This window comes from Plantactinospora soyae (assembly GCF_014874095.1).
GTDB classification, from domain to species: domain Bacteria; phylum Actinomycetota; class Actinomycetes; order Mycobacteriales; family Micromonosporaceae; genus Plantactinospora; species Plantactinospora soyae.
The window spans coordinates 1,316,254-1,340,266 of record NZ_JADBEB010000001.1 but is presented as its reverse complement, the minus strand read 5'-3'; the positions used below and the strand labels follow the sequence as shown (position 1 = coordinate 1,340,266).

Below are 24,013 nucleotides of genomic sequence, written 5' to 3'. Positions count from 1 at the left end.
ACCCGCACGAGGACGAACGAGCAGTGGAGGAGAAGCGCACCGTGCACATCGAACCGGTCGAAGAGGACCACGATGATCTCGACGGCCGGGTGGCCATCGTCGGCATGGCCGGGCGGTTTCCGGGCGCGGACACCGTCGACGAGCTGTGGGATCTGCTCGCGGACGGTACGGAGGCGGTGAGCCGGTTCACCCGGGAGGAATTGCGAGCCACGGGGGTGCCGGACTCGCTGGCCGATGCCGAGGGCTACGTCGCGGCCAAGGGTGTGCTCAGCGACGTGGCCGGCTTCGACGCGCAGCTGTTCGGGTACAGCCCGCTCGAGGCGGCGGTGATCGACCCGCAGCAGCGGATCTTCCTCGAATGTGCCTGGTCGGCTCTGGAGAACGCCGGTTACGACAGCGACCGTACTCCCGGCGCAGTCGGCGTGTACGCGGGCGCCATGCTCAGCAGCTACCTCATCCACAACCTGCTCCCGCGCACCGACCTGCAGGCCAAGCTCGGTGTCCCGATGATGTACCAGGCCAACCAGCCCGACCAACTCGCCGCCCGGGTGGCGTACCAGCTCAACCTGCGAGGCCCCGCCATTACCGTGCAGACGGCCTGCTCGACATCGCTGGTGGCGGTGCACCTGGCGGCGCAGAGCCTGCTCACCCACGAGTGCGACCTCGCGTTGGCAGGCGGCGTGGCCGTCACCGTGCCCGAGCGGGCCGGCTACCTGCCCACGCCCGGCGGCATCGAGTCCCCCGACGGCCACTGCAAACCGTACGGTGCCGGCGCGGCCGGGACCGTCTTCGGCAACGGCGCGGGCGTGGTGGTGCTCAAGCGGCTCACCGACGCGGTGGCCGACCGGGATCACATCTATGCGGTCGTGATCGGGTCGGCGGTCAACAACGACGCGGCCGCCCGGGCCGGGTTCACCGCGCCCGGAGTGGCCGGTCAAACCGCCGTGATCCGGGAGGCGCTGTCCGTGGCCGGTGTACGGCCGGAGACCATCGGCTATGTCGAAGGACACGGTACCGGTACCGCGATCGGCGATCAGATCGAAGTGGCGGCCCTCGCCGAGGCGTACCGGCCCGCCTCGGGCGGCGACCCGGACCGGGGTGCCGCCCCGTGGTGTGCGCTGGGCTCGGTCAAGTCCAACCTCGGTCACCTGGACACCGCTGCCGGAGTGACCGGGCTGATCAAGGCTGTGCTCACGGTAGGGCACGGGAGCATCCCCGCGAGTCTGCATGCCGAGCCGGCCAATCCGGTACTCGGGTTGGATGCCACCCCGTTCTTCGTTCCCGCCCGGATGACCGAGTGGCCGGTGTCCGGCGAACCACGGCGCGCCGCCGTGAGCGCCTTCGGCATCGGTGGCACCAACGCCCACGTCATCGTCGAGCAGGCGCCCCGGCAGCCGGCCGCCGACGTCGAGGTCCCGCCACCGTCGGTGTCGTCACTGCCGGTTGCTCTGCCCCTGTCCGCTCGCACCCCGGCTGCCCTCGACACCCTCGGGGGGCGTATCGCCGCCCGGCTGGCCGAGGAACCCGGCCTGCCGCTCGACGACGTGGCTCGGACGCTGCGATCCGGTCGCCGGGAACTGCCGCACCGCCGTGTCGTCCTCGCCGCCGACCGGGCCACCGGGCTCGCGGCGCTGCGCGCCCCGAGCAAAGACGACTCGGTCGCGGCCCGGGCGCTGGACGGCAACCCACCGGTGGTGTTCCTCCTGCCCGGCCAGGGAACCCTGACCGCCGGTACCGGCCTGGCTCTGTACGAGGCGCACCCGGTTTTCCGGGAAGCCCTCGACGAGTGCACCTCACTCCTGCGGGAACACCTTGACCGTCCACTGCCGGACCTGCTGCGCTCGGCCGAGGAATGCGCACGCACGTCGGTGGCGCAACCCGCCGTCGTTGCTCTGAGTTACGCCACCGCCCGGCTGCTCGGGCACTGGGGGGTCCGTCCGGCCGCGCTGCTCGGGCACAGCCTCGGCGAGTACTCGGCCGCGCTGCTGTCCGGCGTCTTCGGGCTGGCGGACGCGCTCGCGCTGGTGGCCACCCGCGGCCGGCTCATGGAACGGATGGCGACCGGCGGGATGCTCGCGGTCGGCCTCGGCGAGGAAGCGGCCCGGGAGGTGGCCGCCGTCCACGGATTGTCGGTGGCCGCGGTCAACGGCGCGGCGGCCACCGTGCTCGCCGGTGCCCTGGACGATCTGGACCGGGCGGCCGGACACCTTGCCGAACGGGGCCTGCGCCCGCTGCGCCTGCCGGTCGACCGCGCCTTCCACAGCCCGAGCTGCGAACCGGTCGCGGCCGAGCTGACGCGGTTGTTCGCCGGGATACCGCGCAGCGCGCCGAACATTCCGATGCTGTCGAATGTGACCGGTGACTGGCTCACCGCGCAGCAGGCGACCAGTCCCGAGTATTGGGCGCGACATCTGTGCGAGCCGGTCCGCTTTGCCGACGGGCTGCGTACGGCGGCCGAACTCGACGACCGTATGGTCCTCGTGGAGTCCGGCCCCGGCAGCGTGCTCACCGATCTGGTCCGCGCGGTCGGCGGGCAGGACCGTGATCGGGTGCGGCTGGCCCCGCCGCCGCTGCCCAGCCGGCACCGGCAACCGGAGCCGGACGAGGCCCGCAGCAGCGTGCGTTGCCTGGCCGGGCTGTGGACCCACGGCGTCAGCGTGCGGTGGGAGCCGGTCGCCGCCGGCGCCCGGCTGACGCCGCTGCCGGAGTACCCCTTCGAGCATGTCCGACACTGGATCGAGCCATCCGGCGAGGCGGTCGCCGGACCGATCGCCGGGCCGGCTGACACCGCGGAGGATCCGGACGAGCCGGTGTACGCCCGGCTGGTGTGGCAGCCCGAGGCGGCGCGGCCGGAGCGGTCGCCGGACGTCGTCGGCACCCGCCGACACACCTGGCTGGTTTTCATGGACTCGGCGGAGCGTGCGCAGCCGGTGGTCGACCGGCTCACCTCGCTGGGCCAGGTGGTCACCTCGGTGCGGGCCGGACAGGAGTACCGCCGGGTCCGTCGCGGGGTGTACGAGATCGATCCGGCCGACCCGGCGCAGTACAGCAAGTTGCTGGCCGATCTCCGTGGCCTCGTCCGCACACCGACGGCCATCGTGTACGCCTGGGGTCTGCCCGGCGCCGACCCGGCGCCGGATCCGTCGGACGCGTACTTCGGGCTGATCCGCCTGGTCCGGGCCATGACCGCGGAGACCGTGGTCAACGATGTGCGTCTGGGCGTGCTGACGGGCGGCGCGTTCGCCGCGACGCCGGCCGACCGGCCGGACCCGGCAGCGGCGTTGTTGAGCGGCCCGGTCATGGTGCTGGGGGAGGAATACCGCAATCTCCACCCGGTTCAGGTCGATCTTCCCGTGGGCCGGGCCATCGACGCCGACGCGGTCGACGCGGTGCTGCGTGTCACGCTCAGCGCCGAGGTGCCGCTGGTGGCGCTGCGGAACGGCGAGATGCTGACCCGGGTGGTGCAGCAGACGCGGTCGGTGGGGGACCGTTCCGCGTTGGCCCGGTTGCCGCGCGGCGGCACCGTACTGATCACCGGCGGCCTTGGCGGGATCGGCCGCACGCTGGCTCACCACCTCGCCCGCACCGCCGGGGCCCGGATCGCGCTGCTGCAGCGCCGTCCGGCGCCCGGCCCGGCCGATACGGATCCGGCAGCCGTGGCCCTGCGGACACTGAGGGAGACCGGGGCCGAGGTCATCACCGTCCAGGCCGACATCACCGACCCGACGGCAGTGTGGCGTGCCCTGGACGAGGTCCGTGCCCGGTTCGGCCGCATCGACGGCGTCGTGCACGCGGCCGGCCTGCCCGGTGGCGGCTCGATCGAACTGCGCACCGACGCCGAGATGGCGAGTGTGCTGGCCCCCAAGACGAGTGGTCTGAACCACCTGCTCGACGCGTTGCGCCCGGACGAGGCCGGTGTGGTGGTGCTCTGCTCGTCGTTGGCGACTGTCATCCCCACCTACGGCCAGGCCGACTACGCCGCCGCGAACGCCTACCTGGCGGCGGTCGCCGAGGCCGCCGCCGTGGACCCGGGCAACGAACGGCAGGTGTTCGCGATCGACTGGGACATGTGGTCGCAGGTCGGTATGGCGAGTACGGCGGAGGTCCCCGCCGACCTGCGGAACCTGCAGAGGCACCTGCTCGACGGTGCGCTCACCCAGCGGCAGGCGGAGCGGGCGCTGCAGGTCACGCTGGCTGGTCCAGTGGGCCGGATGCTGGTGGTTCGGACCGGCGCCCGCGTCGAGGACGGCCGGCTGCGACTGACCGAGCAACCGCTCGTGGCCGCGCCACCGACAGTCGCCCTGCCCCGCCCCGATCTCGACAACCCGTACGTGGCCCCGCGTACCGACACCGAGGCGCGGGTGGCCGAGGTGTATGCCGAGATGTTCGGGCTGGAACGCGTCGGCGTCGAGGACGGCTTCCTGGAAATCGGCGGGCACTCTCTGCTGGCCGCCCAGATCGCCGCCCGGCTGCGGTCGGAGTTCCGCGTCGATGTACCCGCCCGGGTCTTCTTCGACGGTGGCCGGGTCGCCGACGTGGCGGCCGAGATCGAAGAGCAGATCATCGCTGAACTGGAGCGTCATGACTAGTCCCACGGACCGTCCAGCCGGTACCGGCCTGGAGGGCCAGCGGAACCGACTGGCCAAGCTCACTCCGCAGCAGCGGGCCCAGTTCGCCGCCCGGATACCGGCGGGGCCGCTGCGCCCCTCCGGCGACCGGCAATCTGACGGATCTCACCCGGACGGCCCGCGTCCGGGTGAGGGCGGTGCCGAGCCGCCGCTGTCGTTCGGTCAGGAACGGCTGTGGTTCCTCGAGCAGCTGTACCCGGGGGCGGCGACGTTCAACGAGTACGTGGCGCTGCGGTTGTCCGGACCGATCGACGTGGCTGCGCTGGAGACCGCGTTCGACGGGTTGGTCGACCGGCAGCAGGCACTGCGCAGTGTTGTCGACCCTGCCGACGGCACCCCGCGGCTGCGGGTGCTCCCGCGTACCGAGCCGGTTCTGCGCGTGATCGACCTACCGGAGGAGGCCGCTCGGGAACTGGCCGAGCGGGAGGCTGCCAGCGCGTTCGATCTCGAGCACGGCCCGCTGTTCCGGGCACTGCTGATCCGTTCGGACGACCGGAACGCTCTCCTGGTGGTGGTCAACCATCATCTGGTGGGTGACGCCTGGTCGCGTACGGTCATGATGGGCGAGCTTGCGGCCCGCTATCGGGCCGCGCGCGACGGCGGCACCGTGCTCGGTCCCCTGGCGGTGCAGTACGCGGACTGGGCCGCCTGGCAGCGGCGCACCCTTACGGACGAGGCACTCGATGCCGACCTCGAATACTGGACCCGGCAGATGGCCGGCGCCCCGGCGCTCCTCGCACTGGCCACCGACCGACTTCGGCCGGCCGTGCCCAGTCACCGTGGTGCCCGGGTGCGGTTGACGCTCGACGCCGACCTCACCGACGCGGTCGCCGCGCTCGCCCGCGACCAGCGGGCCACTCCGTTCATGGTGACGCTCGCGGCCTGGCAAGCGGTCCTGATGCGACACTCGGGTCAACAGGATGTCGTGGTGGGGGTGCCCACGGCCGGCCGGGACCGGCCGGAGGTCGAATCCGTGGCCGGAATGTTCATCAACAGCCTGCCGCTGCGCACGAACCTCACCGGCGACCCCACGTTCGCGGAGCTGCTGGACCGGGTGCGAACCACCGCACTGGATGCCTTCGCGCACGCCACGGTCCCGTTCGAGCGGCTGGTGCAGCGGCTGAGGCCGGACCGCGACACCAGCCATGCCCCGATCTACCAGGTGCAGTTCGGCTACCGCAACGTGCCTGCCGGAACCCTCGACCTGCCCGGCCTGTCGACCGAGCCGGTGGACCTCGACAACGGACTGTGCCGGCTGGATCTGAGCCTGGAACTGGCCCTCGACGGCGATCGGACCGCCGGGGTGTGCGAGTACAGTCGCGACCTGTTCGACGAGGGCACCGTGCGGGCGATGCTCGACGCGTTCGTGCGGGTGTTGCGCGACGGCACCGCCGACTCGGGCCGCCGGCTGTCCGACCTGTTGGTGCTCTGCGAGGCCGAGACGGCCGCGCTCGCCCCGGTCGAGGACGGCGGCCCGCTGCCGGACACCGCGGAGGACATCGTCGCCGCGTTCGCCCGGGTGGTGGCCGAGCGTCCGGACGCGCCGGCCGTGGTCACCCCCGGCCGTGCCACACTGACCTACCGCGAGCTGGCGGCACGCAGCGAAAGGGTGCTCGCGACGCTGCGCGCGGCGGGGGTGGGCCCGGGCGACCGGGTGGGAATCTGCTTGCGCCGCGACGCCGACCTGCCGGCCACGATGCTGGCGATCCTGCGCTGCGGCGCGGCCTACCTCCCGATCGATTCCGACTACCCGCCGTCGCGACTGGCGTACCTGGTCGGCGACGCCCGACCGGCCGCGGTGGTGGTACACGCGCCGACCAGGGACCGGATACCCGCGCTGGCCCGGGTCGTGGACCTCGACCGTGACCTGGCCGCTGTGGGCACCACCGATGCCGACGCGGCCGTCGATCCGGACTCGGCCGCGTACGTCATCTACACCTCGGGCTCCACCGGCCAGCCCAAGGGCGTGGTGGTCCGGCGGCGCAACCTCACCGCATTCCTGGCGGCCATGGACCTCGTGGCCCGCGACGAGGAACCCGTCACCTGGCTCGCGGTCACCAGCGTCTCGTTCGACATCTCCGTCCTCGAGCTGCTGTGGACGCTCAGCCGTGGTCACCGCGTGGTGATCGCCCCGGATACCCTCCGAGAGCCGGCGCCGACCGCCGAGCCGGCTGCCGTGCGGGCCCCCGAGTTCAGTTTGTTCTACTTCGCCAGCGACGCTTCCGAAGGCAGCCCCGGCCCCGACCGGTACCGGCTGCTCATGGAAGGCGCGCGAGTCGCCGACGAGGCCGGCTTCAGCGCGGTGTGGCTACCGGAACGGCATTTCCATGCGTTCGGCGGCCCGTTTCCCGCACCGGCGGTGCTGGCCGCCGCGGTGGCTCAGGCGACCCGGCGGGTCGGCATCCGCGCGGGCAGCGTGGTCGCCCCGCTGCACCATCCGGCCCGCGTGGCCGAGGACTGGGCGGTGGTCGACAACCTCTCCGGCGGCCGGGTCGGCCTGTCGTTCGCCTCCGGCTGGCATGCCAACGATTTCGTCCTCGCCCCCGACGCCTACCACGACCGTCAGCGCAGGACAGCCGAGAGCATCGACCAGGTACGACGGCTGTGGCGCGGCGAGAAGCTGCCGTTTCCCGGCCCGGACGGCGAAGAGGTGCTGGTGGGCGTGCTGCCCCGGCCGGTGCAGGCGGAGCTGCCGTACTGGCTGACCTCGTCCGGCAATCCGGAGACCTGTCGCCGGGCCGGGCAGATCGGCGCCCGCCTTCTCACCCACCTGCTCGGTCAGACCGTCGAGGAACTCGCCGAGCGCATCGACATCTACCGGAGGGCCTGGCAGGACGCAGGCCACCCGGGCACCGGACACGTGACGCTCATGGTGCACACCTTCATCGGAGCCGATGGAGCGGATGTCCGCTCGGTGGCCTGGCAGCCGTTCCGGCAGTATCTGCGGTCCTCGGTCGGGCTGATCGAATCCACGGCTCGCCGGCTCGGAGTGGACGTACGAGCGGCCGACTTCACGCCCGAGGACGAGGAGGCGTTGCTCGACCACGCATGTGACCGCTACCTGCGGGACGCGTCGCTGATCGGCACCGCCGAGGACCGGCTGCCCCTGGTCCAGCGGCTCGCACAGGCGGGCGTCGACGAGATCGCCTGCCTGGTCGACTTCGGGGTGCCGGCCGACGCCGCCCTCGCCGGACTGCCGCGGTTGGCGGCCCTGCACGCGGCCGCGGTGACCGCCGCGTCCGCGGCGCCCACGGTGGCGCCGCCGGTGGAGCTGACCGAACTGATCCGCCGACACAGCGTCACGCACCTGCAGTGCACCCCCTCACTGGCCCGCGCCCTGCTCGCCGAACGGGAGCCCGGCGCACTCGGCGACCTGCGCCAGCTGCTGCTCGGCGGAGAGCCGCTGGACGCCGACCTGGTCGGCCGGCTCGCCCCGCACCTGCGCGGGTCACTCCACAACATGTACGGCCCGACCGAAACCACGGTGTGGTCGACCACCGACGTCGTGGACCCGGCCGCCACGCCGGTCACCATCGGCAGGCCGATCGCCGGTACGACGCTGCGGGTGGTCGACCCGTACGGGCGGCGGGTCCCCGTCGGGGTCCCCGGCGAGCTCCTCATCGGCGGCGCCGGGGTGAGCGCCGGCTACCTCGGCCGGCCGGAAGTCACCCGTGAACGGTTCGTCGCCGATTCGAGTCATCCGGCCGAGACGATCTACCGGACCGGGGACGTGGTTCGGACCCGTGCCGACGGCCGGGTGGAATACCTGTCCCGCGACGACCACCAGGTGAAGATCCGGGGCTTCCGCATCGAAACCGGGGAGGTGGAAGCGGCCCTTGCCGGACTGCCCGGTGTGGCGCAATGCGTGGTCACCCCGTACGGGCTGGGCACCGAGCGGGCCGGGCTGGCCGCCTATCTGGTCGCGGAGCCGTCCGGGAGAACGCCGACGCCGGCGGAGCTGCGCGACGGGCTTGCCGCTCAGCTGCCCGGCTACATGATTCCGTCCAGGTTCGTCGTGCTCGATGCGCTGCCGGTCACCGCCAACGGCAAGGTCGACCGGTCCGCGCTCCCGGTATCGGAGTCCGCGGCTGCGGACGTCGGGTACGTGCCACCGGCGACGGCCACCGAGGAGCGGGTCTGCGCCATCTGGCGCGAGGTTCTGCGTGTCAACCGGGTCGGTACCGCCGATGACTTCTTCCTGCTCGGTGGCCACTCGCTGCTGGCCACCCAGGTCGTCACAGCGATTCGGCGAGAGTTCGGGGTGCAGGTGCCGCTACGGATCCTGTTGAGCACACCGACGGTGGCCGCACTCGCGGCCGCGGTCGACGCGGGGCGCTCCACCGCGGCCGGTGACCACCACGACGACATGATCCTGCGACCGGACCCGGCGCACCGCCACGACCCCTTTCCACTCACCGATGTGCAGCGGGCCTACTGGATCGGGCGCAGCGGCACCGTCGGCGGTGACGTGTCCTGTCACCTGTACCTGGAACTCGAAGGGCCGAACCTCGACCCGGACCGGCTGTCGGCGGCCTGGCAGAAACTCGTCCGCCGGCACGACGCTCTGCGCCTGGTCGTCGACGACGAGGGCCGGCAGCGGATCCTGCCGGAGACTCCCGACTACCAGGTGGCCGTCGATGACCTGTCCGACCTGCCGGCCGACGAGCGGGATGCACGGCTGGCCGCATCGCGGGAGCGGATGTCGCATCAGGTCCTGCCGGCCGACCGGTGGCCGCTGTTCGAGTTGCGGGCCAGCCGCCTCGACCCGATCCGGACGCGCCTGCACCTGAGCGTGGACACCCTCATCGCCGACGGCGGGAGTGTGCGGCAACTGCTGCACGAACTGCTGGCCGTTTACCAGGGCCGGCGGGAGGGGCGCCCGCTCGCCCTCTCGTTCCGCGACTATGTCCTCGCCGACCAGACTCGCCGCGCCGGGCCCGGATACGAGGGCGACCTCGCGTACTGGCGCGACCGGCTGGACACGTTGCCGTCGGCGCCGGCACTCCCGCTGGCCCGCCGCGCCGAGGATCTCGACCACACCCGGTTCCGCCGCCGCGAGGCGTACCTGTCGCGGAAGACCTGGGCGGCGCTCCAGGATCGGGCCGCGGCCGCCCAGATCACGCCGTCGGTGCTGGCACTCACCGCGTACGCCACCGTGCTGGGAACCTGGTCGGCCCGGGACCGTTTCACCATCAACCTCACCCTGTTCAACCGCGACGGCGACCACCCCGACCTGCCCGAGCTGGTGGGCGACTTCACCGCGCTGACGCTTCTGGAGATCGCCTCGGCGACCGCGGGCAGCTTCCTCGACCGCGCCCACGCGGTCGGTCGGCAGCTGTGGGAGGACCTGGAGCACCGGCTGGTCAGCGGAGTGTGGGTGGCCGGCGAGCTGGCGCGGCGACGCGGCGTCACGCTCGCCGCCATGCCGGTCGTTTTCACGAGCGAACTGGGCGCGCCCGGCGCCGGCGGGAGTGCCGCCGAGGAGATCCTCGACCAGTTGAACGCGCGCGTGGTGCACACCATCACGCAGACCCCACAGGTGTGGCTGGACCATCAGATCGCCGAGGACGGCGGACGGCTCCGGCTGACCTGGGACAGCGTCGATGCCCTGTTCCCTGACGGGCTGCTGGACGACATGTTCGGCGCGTACGTGCGGCTGCTCGAGGAACTGGCCGCCGACGAAGCGGCCTGGCGGGAAACCAGCCGGGAACTGCTGCCACCCGCGCACGCCACCGCGTTCGACGCGCTCAACGACACCGCCGGGCCGATTCCCGACGGGTTGCTGCACGAGCCGTTCCTGGCGCAGGCGGCGCGTACCCCCGGACACCTCGCGGTCGTCTCCGCAACCGGCGATGTCAACTACGGCGAGCTCGCCGACGCCTCGGCACGGGTGGCCCACGCGGTCGCGCGGGCCGGGGTGCGCCCCGGCGACGTCGTCGGCGTGCTGACCAACCGCGGCTGGGAGCAGGTGGCCGCCGTGATCGGCGTGCTGCGGGCCGGCGCCGTGTATCTCCCGCTGGACACCGATCTCCCGGCGCCCCGGCTGGCCCGGTCGTTGCGACACTCCGGGGCCATGGCGGTGGTGGCGCCGCCCGGTACCGACCCCGAATCCCGGGTACCGGACGGGCTGGCGGTGGTGCGATTCGCCGACGCCCTCAAGACAGCCGACGAGCCCCCGTCGCAGCCGGTGGCGACCGCCCCCGGCGATCCCGCGTACGTCATTTACACCTCCGGCTCCACCGGCGAGCCCAAGGGGGTGTTGATCGATCACCGGGGCGCGCTCAACACGGTGACGGACATCGACGGTCGATTCGGGCTCGGTCCCGACGATCGGGTCTTCGGTCTGTCGGCTCTCGGGTTCGACCTCTCCGTCTGGGACGTGTTCGGCACCCTCGCCGCCGGTGCCACCCTCGTGCTCGCGGGGCAGGGTGAGGAGCGCGATCCGGCGGCCTGGTCACGACTGATCGACGAGCACGACGTCACGGTGTGGAACTCGGTGCCGGCGCTCATGGAAATGCTGCTGGCGTACGGCCGTGGCAACCCGGCGACCCGGCTGGACCGGCTGCGGCTGGTGTTGCTCAGCGGTGACTGGATCCCGGTGACGATGCCGGACACGATCCGGTCGGCGGCCCCGAAGGCCGCGGTGATCAGCCTGGGCGGCGCCACCGAGGCGTCGATCTGGTCGGTGCTGCATCCCATCGAGCACGTCGATCCGGAGCGGCCGAGCATCCCGTACGGGCGGCCAATGCGCAATCAGCGGATGGTCGTGCTGAACGCGGAGTTCCACCGCCGTCCCTGGTGGGTGCCGGGGGAGTTGTACATCGCCGGGGTCGGCCTGGCCATGGAATACCGCAACGCGCCGGAACTCACCGAGCTCGCCTTTCCGGTACATCCGGCTTCCGGCGAGCGCCTCTACCGCACCGGCGATCTCGCCCGGCTGCTGCCCGACGGCAACCTGGAGTTTCTCGGCCGCGAGGACTCCCAGGTCAAGGTGCGCGGAATGCGTATCGAGCTCGGCGAGGTCGAGGGGGCCCTGAGCCGGGCCGCAGGGGTACGGGAGGCGGCGGCGGTGGTCGAGGGCACCGGACCGGCGGCCCGTCTGGTCGCGTACGTGGTCCCCGATCGCGCGTCCGGCGGCCCGGCCGTCGACGGCGACCGGCTCCGCGCCCTGGACCTGCGGCTGCGCCAGCCGGGCCGACGTACCGACCTGTCTTCGGCGGCACGGACGTCGCTGTCCGTGGACGCCGGCCACCCGGCCGGCGCGGCGCCCCGCGGGAGCACCGCCGTCGCATTCGGAGCGGGTCCGGTGGCCGCCACCGGGCTTGCGGCGCTGCTGACGGTGCTGACCCGACAGGATCAGGACGGGGTGCCGCGCTACGGCTACGGCTCGGCGGGCGGGTTGTACCCGGTACAGACGTATGTCGCGATAGCACCGGGGGGCGTCAGCGGGCTTGCCGCGGGAACGTACTACCTGGACCCGTCCGACGCCTCCCTGGTCGCGGTCGGCGCCGATGGCACCGATCGTGGCCCCCTCGATCCGAGGCTGTTCAGCGAGGCCAACCGGGCGCTGGTGGCAGCCTGCGGGTTCGGTGTCTTCCTGATCGCCCGCAATACCGTGATCGAGCCGGTCTACGGGGCGCTGAGCGAGCGGTTCTGTCTGCTGGAGGCTGGCGCCATGGCACAGCTGCTGAGACAGCGGTCGGCCGAGGTGGACGTGGCGTTGTGCCCGATCGGTGACGTCTACGCACCCCCGCTGCGGGAGGCGTTTGGGCTGGAGGAGAACCAGACCGTGCTGTACACGCTGCTGGCCGGACGACCGGCGCAACCCGCGTCCGCCCGGCGGTCATTGCCCGAGCGCTTGCAGGCCGAGCTTGCCGAAAGGCTGCCGGCCTACCTCGTGCCGCAACAGATCCGGGAGATCGAGGCGTTGCCGCTGTCGGCCAACGGCAAGGTCGACCGGGCAGCGCTCCGTGCGCAGTCGCCCGGGCCGGCCGCCTCACCACCCGCCGCAGTGCCGGTATCCGGGACTTACACCGCGGCCGGCGAGCCGCGACGACCCACGATAGATCGGCTGGCGGCGTTGTGGCGGGAGGTGATGGACGGACTTCCCATCGACGTGGACGCCAACCTCTTCGAGTCCGGCGCGAACTCGATTCATCTGGTGCGGGCACAGCGGCGCATCGCCGAGGAATTCGGCCGGGAACTGCCGATGGTGGAGATGTTCGCCCAGCCGACCATCCGGCACCTGGCCGAGTTGCTCGACGCGTCCCCGGCCACCGCGGCGGCACCGGCGACGTCCACAGGTGTCACGGGCGATCCGCAGCCTGACCGGCGCGCGGCACATCGTCAACGGCGGCGCGCGGCCCGCGGGGATTCGGACGCCTGATGAATGACGACACGGTCGCCATCATCGGGCTCGCGTGCCGGTTCCCCGGAGCAGCCGACGCGGACGAGTTCTGGCGGAACCTGGTGGCGGGCCGGGAAGGTATCACGGTCCGGACCCGTGAGGAGTTGGCGGCTCTCGGGGTACCCGCGGAGCGGCTGGACGACCAGCGGTTCGTCCCGGCCGGTGGGGTGCTCGACGGCTTGGACCGCTTCGACGCGGCCTACTTCGGCATCCCACCGCGCGACGCCCATCTGATGGATCCGCAGCACCGGGTGTTCCTGGAATGCGCGGTGGCCGCCCTGGAAGACGCGGGGCAGGTGCCCGGACGGCTCCGCGGCGACGTGGGTGTCTACGCGGCAGCGGGGTTCAACTCGTACCTCGTTCACGAGGTGCTGCCACACGCGGACGAGCTGACCGACCGGGGCGACGTGCAGTGGCTGGCGTCAAGTGACAAGGACTATCTCGCCACTCGGGCCGCGTACCTGCTGGGGTTGACCGGCCCGGCGATGAGCGTGCAGTCGGCGTGTTCGTCGGCGTTGGTCGCGCTGCACCTGGCCGCGGAGGCGGTGCTCAGCGGGGAGTGTGAGCTCGCTCTGGCGGGGGCCGTGTCGGCCGGGGTGTTCCAGGGGCTCGGCTATACCTACTCCGACGGCGGCATCCTCTCCCCGGACGGCCACTGCCGGCCGTTCGACGTGGCCGCCAGCGGCACCGTGTTCGGCAGCGGCGTCGGGGCCGTGGTCCTGAAACGTCTGGCCGACGCGCTGGCCGACGGCGACACGGTACGTGCGGTGGTGCTCGGCTCGGCGATCAACAACGACGGCGGCCGGAAGGTCGGGTTCACCGCACCGTCGGCCGCCGGACAGGCCAGGGTGATCGCCGCGGCGCAGTCGGTGGCGGGTGTGGGTCCGGCACAGGTGTCGTACCTGGAGGCGCACGGCACGGCCACCCCGCTCGGCGACGAGATCGAATTGGCCGCACTGCGCCAGGTCTTCGCGGATGCCCCGAATCCGATGCGGGTGCTCGGTTCGGTCAAGTCCAATGTCGGTCATCTTGACACCTGCGCCGGCATGGCCGGACTGATCAAAACCGTCTTGTGTCTCCAACACCGCACGCTCGTGGGCATGCCCGGCGTCCGGCAGCCCCGGCCGACCGTCGGCGAGGCGTCGTTCCGGGTGCTGACCGAGGCGACCGAGTGGCCGGGACCGGACGGCACCCGGGTGGCCGGAGTCAGCGCCTTCGGCGTGGGTGGTACGAATGCCCATGTAGTCCTGGGTGATTCGCCGTCGGCGCCGCCCGAGGGCCGGCGCTCTGGCGGCTCCGGCTGGCAGGTGTTGCCGCTGTCGGCACGGACACCGGCGGCACTCGACCGGCTGACCGACAGGATGCGTGGCGCGCTGCAGGCGCCGAAGAGCCCGGCACTCGGCGACGTGGCATTCACGCTCCAGGTGGGCCGGCGCAGCCACCCCTGGCGGCGGCCCGTCCTGGTTCGGGCCGGCGACGGCCGGTGGGATGCCACAGCGATTCGAGGCGACGCCCCGCCAGAGGTGGCCTTCTCCTTCGCCGGGCAGGGCCACGGGCATCCCGGGCTGGCCGCGGACCTCTATCAGGACGAACCGTTGTTCCGCGATGCCGTCGAACGGTGCCTCGAGGCGCTACGCCCGTGGACCGACGCTCCGCTGCGCAAACTGCTCCTCGACCCCGGACACGCGGGCGGCTTCGACCGCACCGAGCAGGCGCAGCCCGCACTGTTCACCCTGGAATACGCACTCGCCTGCTGGTGGACAGCCCTGGGGGTGCGCCCGGTCGCACTGGTGGGGCACAGCATCGGCGAGTTCGCCGCCGCCTGCCTGGCCGGGATCTTCACCCTGCCCGACGCGGCCCGCCTGGTGGCCGAGCGGGGCCGGCTCACCGCGACCTTGCCGCCCGGGGCGATGCTGGCGGTACCCCTGTCCGAGGCGGCCGTGCGCGAGTTTCTAGACACGAGCGGCGCGATGTCGGACGGGATCGACCTCGCTGCGGTCAACGCCCCCGACCGGTGCGTGCTGGCCGGCGCTCCGGCCGACGTTCACGGGCTGGCCGAGCAACTCGCCGGGCGCGGCGTGGCGACCCGACGACTGGCTACCCGGCACGCCTTCCACTCCCGGCACGTCGACCTCATCACGGACCGGTTCGCGGAGCTGGTTGCGGGCGTCGCCACCGGACCGGCCACCGTCCCCGTGATCTCCACGGTCACCGGTCGGCTGCTCTCCGACGCCGAGGCCGCCTCGCCCAGCTACTGGGCGGCGCAGCTGCGGCGGACCGTCCGGTATTCGGACGCGCTGGCCGCGATCGAAGCGGACGCCCTCGTCGAGATCGGGCCGGCCCGGTCGCTGCCCGGGAGGGCTCGTGGTGGCCGGTCGGACCTGTCGCTGCTGGCCTCACTCGACCCGCCGACCGCGGATGGCCCGCCCGCGCGGTACTCCAGCCTCGCCCGCCTGTGGCAGCGGGGTGTCGAGGTGGAGTGGACGGCACTTGGCGACCGGTCCGGCCGGCGACGGGTCTCGCTGCCCACGTACCCCTTCGAGCCGACCCGGCACTGGTTCCGCCCGACCCGGGAACCACGTCCGGGCCGGGCACCCGTGGTGCCGGCGTACTCATCCGGCGACGCCGTACCGGGCTGGCTTCATGTGGTCGACTGGGCACCCACCCCACCGGCGGGTCCGGGTGCCTTGCCCGAGCGCGTGCTGGTGCTCCTGGACACCGGGCGGTCCGACCGGCCTGCGCTGGGACCCCACGTGGTCGACCTGTTGCGCCGGCTCGATGTCAGCGTGCTGACCGTCGAGCCGCACGCCCCGGTGATGGACTCGCAATGGTGCGCGGTATTGCTCGCCCGCTTCGTCGCGCGGGGGGAGACGCCGGACGCAGTGATCGACTGCCGAGCCGCCGGCTTCGCCTCGCTACCCGTGGCAGGGGATCCGGCCGTGGCCGAGGTCGCCGGTGAGGCACTGAACGCGGTCGGTGGCCTGCTGTCGCTGCACCGCGCCATCGCCGAGGTCCTGCCCGGCAGGCCGGTGCGCACCGTGGTGGCCACCGAGTCCGCGCATGGCATCGGTGGGCAACCACCGCGTACCCCGCAGGCCGCCACGGTACTGGGAGCGGTCCGGGTGGTGCCTCTCGAGTCGCCGAACCTACGGCTCGCGGCGGTCGACCTCGACCTCGCCGATCGGACTCCGCGCACGCTCGCCCGGGCGGCCGAGGCGTTGCTGGCCGAGCTGCGTGGCGGCGCCGACCCGCTGGTGGCCGTGCGGGGTCGCCGTCGCCTGGTGCCCCGTGCGAGCCGGCCCTCCCTGGCTACCGGGCAGACCGGGGCCGGGGACGCGGCCGGGACGGTGCCGGTGATCCCGGCCGGCGGCGTGCACGTGATCACCGGTGGACTGGGCGGGATGGGCCTCGCCCTCGCCGAGCAGCTCGCCACGCAACCGGGCCGGACGCTGCTGCTGCTCACCCGGGGTCCGGTGCCGGACGGGCCGGCGTGGCACACCGTCCGCCCACCGGGCGCCGTCCCGGCGTCCTGCCCGCCCGAGCTGGCCTCCAGGCTTGCGCGGTTCGCCGCCGCCGGCACCGTCGTCTGCCTGGTGCAGGCCGACGTCACCGATGCCGCGGAGTTGTCCGCCGCGCTCGACGTGGCCCGTGCCCGCTTCGGGCGCATCGCCGGGGTGGTGCACGCCGCCGGGGTACCCGACGGCGTGGTGATCGCCCGGCGCACCGACGATCAGCTGGCCCGGGTCCTCGCCCCGAAGGTGACCGGTACGCTGCTGCTCCACCTTCTGACAGCGGCCGATCAGCCGGACTACGTGGTGTTGTGCTCCTCGGTGCTCGCGACCACCGGCGCGGTCGGGCAGGCCGCGTACACCGCCGCGAACGCGTTCCTCGACAGCTTCGCCCACCTGGGCGAGCGTACGGTGGCCATCGGCTGGGACCGTTGGTCGCAGACCGGCATGGCGGTGCGCCACGGCGCGCAGGGAGCGCGGCTGGAACACCCGCTGTTCGCCAGCCGCCAGCCGACCGCCGGGGGCGGCTTCGACCTGCTGGTGCGGTGGGGCCGGCACACTCGCTGGCTGGCCGGCGAACACCGGCTGCGGGACGAGTCCGTGCTGCCCGGCACCGCCCTGCTGGAGCTGGCGCTGGCCGGCCACCGGCTGCTCCACGGCCCGGCGCCGGTGTACCTGGACGCCGTGTTCGCCGGTCCGCTGCCGGTTTCCGACACCGAGGATCCGGCGATCGTGCTGCGGTTGAGGCCTGCCGCCGACGGCGCGTACGACTGGGAGATCGCCGGTGAACGGGTGGCCGCGAGTGGCCGCATCGGCCCGTATCGCGGCGAGGAGACCGTCGAGCCGGCCGTGGATGTCGCCGCCCTGTCGCCATCTCTCCGATCGGTCGAGGACGCCGGGACGGGTGGGTCCGGCGTGGACGCGGTGCAGACCGGTCCCCGGTGGAGATGCCTGACCGGGCGGTGGCAGGGCGAGCGGGAGGCGTTGCTCCGGCTCGAACTGCCCAACGAATTCGGCGACGATCTCGAAGCGCATCCGCTGCACCCGGCGCTGTTCGACGTGGCGACGGGCGCGGCCGCCGCCGGGCAGGCGGACTACCTGCCGGCCGCGTACCGCCGGATCGTCGTGTACCGGGACCTGCCCGCGGCCGGATACGCCCGGGTGGTGCGGCACGAGGACACCGGCGACAGCGTGGTCGCCGACGTCACTTTCACCGACCCGGACGGGCTGGTGGCTGTCGAGGTCAAGGGGTTCGTGCTGCGGCCGGCACCATCGCACGGCCGGGTTCCGGTACCCGGGCGGGACCATCCGGCAGGCCGCGAAGGGATCGGTACGGCCGAGGGCCGTCGGGCTTTCGACATCGTCCTGGCCAATCGGCACCTACCGCACATCCTGGTCACCCCGCGGCTGTCGGCCGCCGAGAACACCGGCGCCGACCTGTCCGGCGCGGAGGTGTCCGGCGTGGCTGCCGTCGACCGGCCGGGCATCGATGTGTCCGATGCCGGCGCACTCGAGCGGGCCATCGCGCAGGTGTGGGTCAGGCTGCTGGGCGTACCCCAGGCGGGGCCGGACGACAGCATCTTCGAGCTTGGCGGCGACTCGCTGCTGATTGTGCAGATCGCCGCGGAACTGCAGAAGATCGGGATCGCCGTCTCGCCGGGCGACATATTCGCGGCGCCGACGGTCGCACGGCTTGCCGCGCACGTGCGTGCCAGCCGGCCGCCGGCAGCCGATCTCCCGCGGCCCGATGCGGTCGTGCCGGACGGGGAAGACACCGAGGCCCGGGCCGCGGCCCGCGGAGATTTTCCGGACACGGACCTCGACCCGTCCGACGTGGCCCGGGTGCTGGCCCTGTTCGACGCCAGAGGGGAAGAACAGTGACGAACGTTGAAGACATCTATCCCCTTTCACCCACCCAGGAAGGCATGCTGTTTCATACGCTGACCGCGGCTGAGCAGGGCCTTTATGTGGAGTTGACCACCTTTGGGATCCAGGGCGAGCTGTCGGTGTCCCGGTTCTTCCAGGCGTGGCAAGCTGCCGTCAACCGGCACCCCGTGCTGCGCACGGCATTTGTCTCCGCCGATATCAGCACCCCGCAGCAGGTGGTGCTGACCCGGGCCGACCTTCCGGTGGAACACCACGATCTGCGTGGACTGCCGGAGGCCGACCGAGCCGCCGTGGTCGAGGCGACGCTGGCCCAGCTGCGCTCGCAGCCGTTCGACCTCACCCGGCCGCCGCTGATGCGCCTGGCCGTACTCCAATTGCCGGACGGCTACCTGATCGCCTGGGCCTACCATCACCTGCTGCTCGACGGCTGGTCGTCGGCGTTGTTGCTGGCCGAGGTCACGGCGGCGCTCGCCGGGGACGGCAGCATCGTCACCGACCGTCCGGCGCCGCCACCGTACCGGGAGTACATATCCTGGCTGCACCGCCGTGACGGTTCCGCCGACCAGGCATTCTGGACCGCGTACCTGGAGGGTTACCGGGAACCGGCGAGCCTCACCCTGCCCGGGTTCGGTCCCGGCGGCCGCCCCTCCAGCCGGTATCACACGGTCGTCACCGAGCTGCCGGCCGAGGTGATCGGCGGCCTGCGTGCCCTCTCCGTCGCCGCTTCCACCACGCTGGGAAGCCTGATGGAGGCCGCCCTGGCCGGCACGTTGGGCCGCTACTGCGATCGGGACGACGTGGTCGTGGGGGTCACGACGGCCGGCCGGCCGGCCGCGATACCACGGTCGAACGAAATGGTCGGATTGTTCATCACCACCATCCCGGTCCGTGTCCGGCTGACGCACGCCGAGCCGGCACACGCCTGGCTGACCCATCACGCCGCCGGCCGGCATCGTGTTCTCGAGCACCAGCACACCCCACTCACCGACATCCAGCGGTGGGCCGGCGTCGAGCCGGGTAGCGCTCTGTTCGAGGCGGTTCTCGCGTTCGAGAACTACCCCGATCCAGCCACCCTCGGCGAGGACACTTCCGGGTCCCGCGGCCGGCGACCGCTGGTCACCGACGTGCGGTACGAAACCCGCACCAACTATCCGATCACCCTTGTGGTCCGGCTCGGTTCCGTCATGCGATTGCAGTTGGTGGTGGATGCGGCGAAGTTCGGCGACGGCGAGCCCGAAGCGCTGCTGCTGCACCTTGAAACCGCGCTGCGCCGGCTCGCGGCCGACCCCGGCCAAGCCGTGTCGGCCGTGTTCGACCTGCCGTCGGTAGCGCGGTCGCGGCTGCTGGACGACTGGAACGGCAGCCTCGTCGATCGCACCGAACCCCGGGCGAGTCTGGCCACCCTGATCGACGACGCGGTGGCCGCCCGGCCGGATCATCCCGCGGTGGTCGACGAGCGGACCGTGCTGACCTACCGGGCGCTGAACGATCGTGCCGACGCGTTGGCGGCCGGGCTGACCCGCGCGGGGGTCGGCCCCGGCGATCGAGTCGGCATCTGCCTCGGCCGACGGGCCGACCTGGTGACGGCACTGCTGGGCATCGCCCGCGCCGGTGCCGCCTTCGTTCCCCTCGATCCCACCCACCCCGCCGAGCGCAGCCGGTACATCCTCGACGACGCCGACCCGAGCCTGGTACTGATCGACACCACCGGTGCGTCGGCCACGGCCGGCTGGACCGGTCCGACCTTGGACCTGTCCGACGAGGCATGGCTCGACCACCCCGAGTCACCGGGCGGGGTGCCGCCGCGGCGTGTCGAGGGCGCCCTCGCCTACGTGATCTACACCTCGGGCTCCACCGGCCGGCCGAAGGGTGTGTCGATCGGACGCCTCGCGCTGGCCAACCTCGTCGACAGCCTGGCCCGCCGTCATCCGGGGCTCGGCCCGGACGACCGGTTCCTCGCGCTGACCACGCTCACCTTCGACACTTCGCTCGCCGAACTGCTGGTACCGCTGGCGGTCGGCGCGACCGTGCACGTGGGCGGTAGTGCGCTCGGCCTGTCCGGCCGGGAACTCGATCGGTACATCCGCGCACACGGGATCACGGCTCTGCAGGCCACACCGTCGCGGTACCGGATCCTGATCGAGTCCGGCTGGCAGGGCGAGACACGGCCCCGGCTCTACAGCTGCGGTGAGGCGTTTCCGCCGGACCTCGCGGCGCCGCTCGCCGCCCGCGGTGCGTCGGTGTGGAACATGTACGGCCCCACCGAGACCACCGTCTACTCCAGCGTCGAGGAGATCCGGGCCGATACCACCCGGGTCAGTGTCGGCCGCCCGATCTCCAACACCGTGCTGTACGTGCTCGACCGGGCCGGCCGTCCGGTACCCCACGGGTGCGTCGGCGAGCTGTGCATCGGTGCTGCCGGAGTGGCCGAGGGCTACTGGCGCCGGCCGGAGCTGACCAACGAGCGTTTCGTGGCCGACCCGTTTAGCACGGGAGGGCGGATGTACCGAACCGGCGACCACGCACGCTACCTGCCCGACGGCCGGGTCGAGGTGCTCGGCCGCATCGACCGGCAGCTCAAGCTCAACGGGTATCGGATCGAGCCGGGCGAGATCGAGAGTGTGCTGCTCCGTCATCCGGCGGTACGGGGAGCAGCGGTGACGGTCCGCGGCGATCGGCTCGTGGCGTACACGGTCGCCGCCGACCCGGCCGCGCCGCCCACCCCCGACGAGTTGCGGGCGGCTCTGCGCCGGCTGCTGCCGACGTACATGATCCCGGATTCCTTTGTGGCCCTGGATGAGTTGCCGATGACTCTCGCGGGAAAAACGGACCTGCTCGCGCTGCCCGATCCGCCGGCCCGGACGGCGGTGTCCGGGCCTGGCGCCGCGCCCGCCGCGGACCAGGACGACGTGCCGCTCGCTCAGATCACCAAGCTCTTCCAGGAGGTGCTGGAGGTGCCCGAGGTCGGACCGGACGACGACTTCTTCGCACTTGGCGGCGACTCGTTGCGGGCGCTGCGGCTGGCTTCCCGGTTGGAGACGGAACTGGATCGCGAGATCGGAGCGGACGAGTTGTTCAACTACCGCACCGTGCGTGAGGTGGCAAGCCTGGTGGCGCGGCTGCGATCGCAGGAGGCACGGTGACCGGGCTGATGGGTGGGGCGGACGAGCTGACCCCCGAAGCGCCCGTACCGCCGGCCGCGCGGCCGGACCGCGCGGCGGGTGCTGTCCGGTCGGCGGCGCGGTCGCATCTTCCGGCGTTCACGGCGGGTGCCGTTCTGGTGGCGATCGCACTCCTGATCGGGTTCTGGTCGACCTCCGTACCGTCAGCGGCCGGTGCCGACGCGGCGGCCGACCAGTTCTCCGCCGACCGCGCCTACCAGCACCTGGTGCGGATCGGCCGGGCACCGCATCCCTCGGGCACCGACGAGGCCGACGCGGTGCGGGGGTACGTCATCGCTCAGCTGACCGCGCTGGGGCTGCGCCCCGAGGAGCAGGACACGATGGCGCACCGGGCTGCCGACGGCTGGGCCGATCTCGCCGGGCGAGTCCACAACGTGGTGGCGACCGTCCCGGGCACCGGCGCCGGCACCGGCGCCCGCGGGCGTGTGGTGCTCATGGCGCACACCGATTCGACAGCGATCAGCCACGGGGCCTCCGACGACGGCCGGAACGTGGCCGCCCTGCTGGAGATTGCCCGGGCGCTGCGCCAGGGCCCCGGGCTGCGCAACGACGTCACGCTCGTCTTCACCGACAGCGAGGAGTTCGGTCAGCTCGGTGCGGGGGCGTTACTGCGCGACCGGCCGCCCGGAACGCCCCGCGACACGGTGGTGCTCAACCTGGAGGCCAGGGGTACCAGCGGCCGGGTGGTCATGTTCGAGACCGGCCCGGGCAGCGGCGGTGTGGTGGGCGCGCTGAGCGGCCGGGTGCCAATGGCTACCTCGTTCTCCGCCGAGGTCTACCGGCGGCTACCCAACGACACCGACTTCACCCAATTCAAGACCGCCGGGTACGCCGGCATGAACTTCGCGGTGATCGGTGGCAGCGCGCGGTACCACACGGCCCAGGACAATCTCGCCACTGTCGACCGGGGCAGCGTTCAGGACATGGGGGACACCGTCCTGGCCGCCACCCGGGAACTGGGGGACAGGCGGTTGTCCGGAGTGGCCTCCTCGGGCGAGGCGACCTGGTTCAGCATCGGCCCGTGGTTGGTGCGCTATCCGGCCGGTATGGTGCTGCCGCTGGCCGCTCTCGCGGTGGCGGCCACCGTTGCTGCCTGCTGGTACGCCCGGCGTCGTCGAGCACTGGGGCTGCGTGGTGCCGGGGTGGCAGCGGCCACGTTCCCGCTGGCCATGGTCGCCGCCGGGGCAGTCGGCTGGGCGACCTGGAGGTTGCTCGATTTCGCCAAACCGGAATACGGCCGGTTCCTGTACGGCGATCCCTATCGCACCGCTGCGACTTCCACCGGCCTGGTCGTGCTCGCCGCCGCAGTCGCCTGGGTGTGGCTGGTGCTGGTCCGCCGCCGGGTCACGGCCACCGAGGCCGCAGCCGGCCTGCTGGTCTGGCTGTCGGCCGCCGCGCTGCTGACCGCGGTGAGCGTGCCCGGCGCGGCGTACCTGTTCACCTGGGCGGCGCTGACCGGAGCGGCCGGGCTCGCGGCCGCCGCGAGGCTGCCCGGCATCGCGCCGTGGCGGCCGGTTCTCCTGGCGTCGTCGGCACTGCCGCTGGTCCTCCTCCTGGCGCCGCTGCTGCCGGTGCTGCTGCGGACCGTCGGGTTGGGCACTGCCGCCGCCCCGCTGATGACGGTCCCGCTGCTGGTCGGTGTGCTGTTCGCGGTGGATGTGAAGCCGGTGCTCCGGCGCGCCCGCATCCTGACGGCGACCTTGGCGCTGGCCGGGGTGCTCCTGATGAGCGTCGGCGCGGCGGTCGACCGGTTCGATCCGGCGCATCCGCTTCCGGTAAGCCTGATGTATGCCTTGGACGCCGACACCGGGCAAGCGCAGTGGATGTCCGCGGACGCCGACCCGGACCGCTGGGTCGGCCACTACGTGACCGCGCGCCGGATGCCGGTGACCGATCGGTTTCCGAACCTGTGGGGGCCGGCGGGCGGATATCGCGTGGGCGACGCACCGACCGTGGCGGCCTTGCCCCGCCCGGTCGTGCGGTCCGTCGGCGACGAGCGCGACGGGACTCTGCGGCGGCTACGCCTCCAGGTGTCCGCCGAATCGGGTCGGCCGATCCTGCTCGCGTTGTACCTGGACACCTCGTCGGCGACGGTCCTCGACGCCACCATCGCCGGGCTGCCGACGGGCGGCGGTGCCCTGAGCAGCGGGCGTAACGTGCCCCTGGCGCCGGCGGTGTGGAAGTGGGGCGTCATGGTCGCCGCCCCGCCCGATGCCGGGTTCGAGGTGAGCCTGCGTGTGCGGGCGGACGGCCCGGTACGTGTGCTAGCCCTGGCCCAGGCGCCGGCCATCCCCGCGCAGGCGCTGGACCGGCCGCTGCCGGCCGACCGGACCTGGGCCGCGGAAGGCTCGGGACTGGCGTTCGCGAGCCGGACGTACCAGTGGTGAGCGGCGGGAGGCC

The 24,013-nt window shown here is 72.6% G+C and carries 5 protein-coding genes; all 5 read left to right on the top strand.

Translation table 11 applies throughout. The annotated features are described in order from the left end of the window. Positions 1-23: 23 nt before the first annotated feature. From H4W31_RS44140 to H4W31_RS05865, 5 genes are read left to right on the top strand one after another with little or no spacing between them, the layout of a single operon-like run. Positions 24-4,589, top strand: a complete 4,566-nt coding sequence (locus H4W31_RS44140) for a type I polyketide synthase (protein WP_192765723.1) — start codon at positions 24-26, stop codon at positions 4,587-4,589. Then, complete coding sequence (locus H4W31_RS05880; protein WP_192765722.1) at positions 4,582-13,014, top strand: non-ribosomal peptide synthetase; 8,433 nt, start codon at positions 4,582-4,584, stop codon at positions 13,012-13,014. Before H4W31_RS44140 ends, H4W31_RS05880 begins: the two co-directional genes overlap by 8 nt. Beyond that, the gene (locus tag H4W31_RS05875) at positions 13,014-18,425 is read left to right on the top strand and encodes a type I polyketide synthase (RefSeq protein WP_192765721.1); all 5,412 of its coding nucleotides are present in this window, start codon (positions 13,014-13,016) and stop codon (positions 18,423-18,425) included. Before H4W31_RS05880 ends, H4W31_RS05875 begins: the two co-directional genes overlap by 1 nt. Next, on the top strand, positions 18,422-21,574 hold the full coding sequence (locus H4W31_RS05870; protein ID WP_318783040.1) for a non-ribosomal peptide synthetase: 3,153 nt from the start codon (positions 18,422-18,424) through the stop codon (positions 21,572-21,574). The genes H4W31_RS05875 and H4W31_RS05870 overlap by 4 nt, the downstream gene beginning before the upstream one ends. Further along, positions 21,571-24,000, top strand: a complete 2,430-nt coding sequence (locus H4W31_RS05865; RefSeq protein WP_192765719.1) for a M28 family peptidase — start codon at positions 21,571-21,573, stop codon at positions 23,998-24,000. Before H4W31_RS05870 ends, H4W31_RS05865 begins: the two co-directional genes overlap by 4 nt. Positions 24,001-24,013 lie beyond the last annotated feature (13 nt).

Coding starts and splice junctions, on each gene's coding strand:
- H4W31_RS05880 (WP_192765722.1), top strand. CDS start 4,582: ATGACTAGTCCCACGGACCGTCCAGCCGGTACCGGCCTGGAGGGCCAG.
- H4W31_RS05875 (WP_192765721.1), top strand. CDS start 13,014: ATGAATGACGACACGGTCGCCATCATCGGGCTCGCGTGCCGGTTCCCC.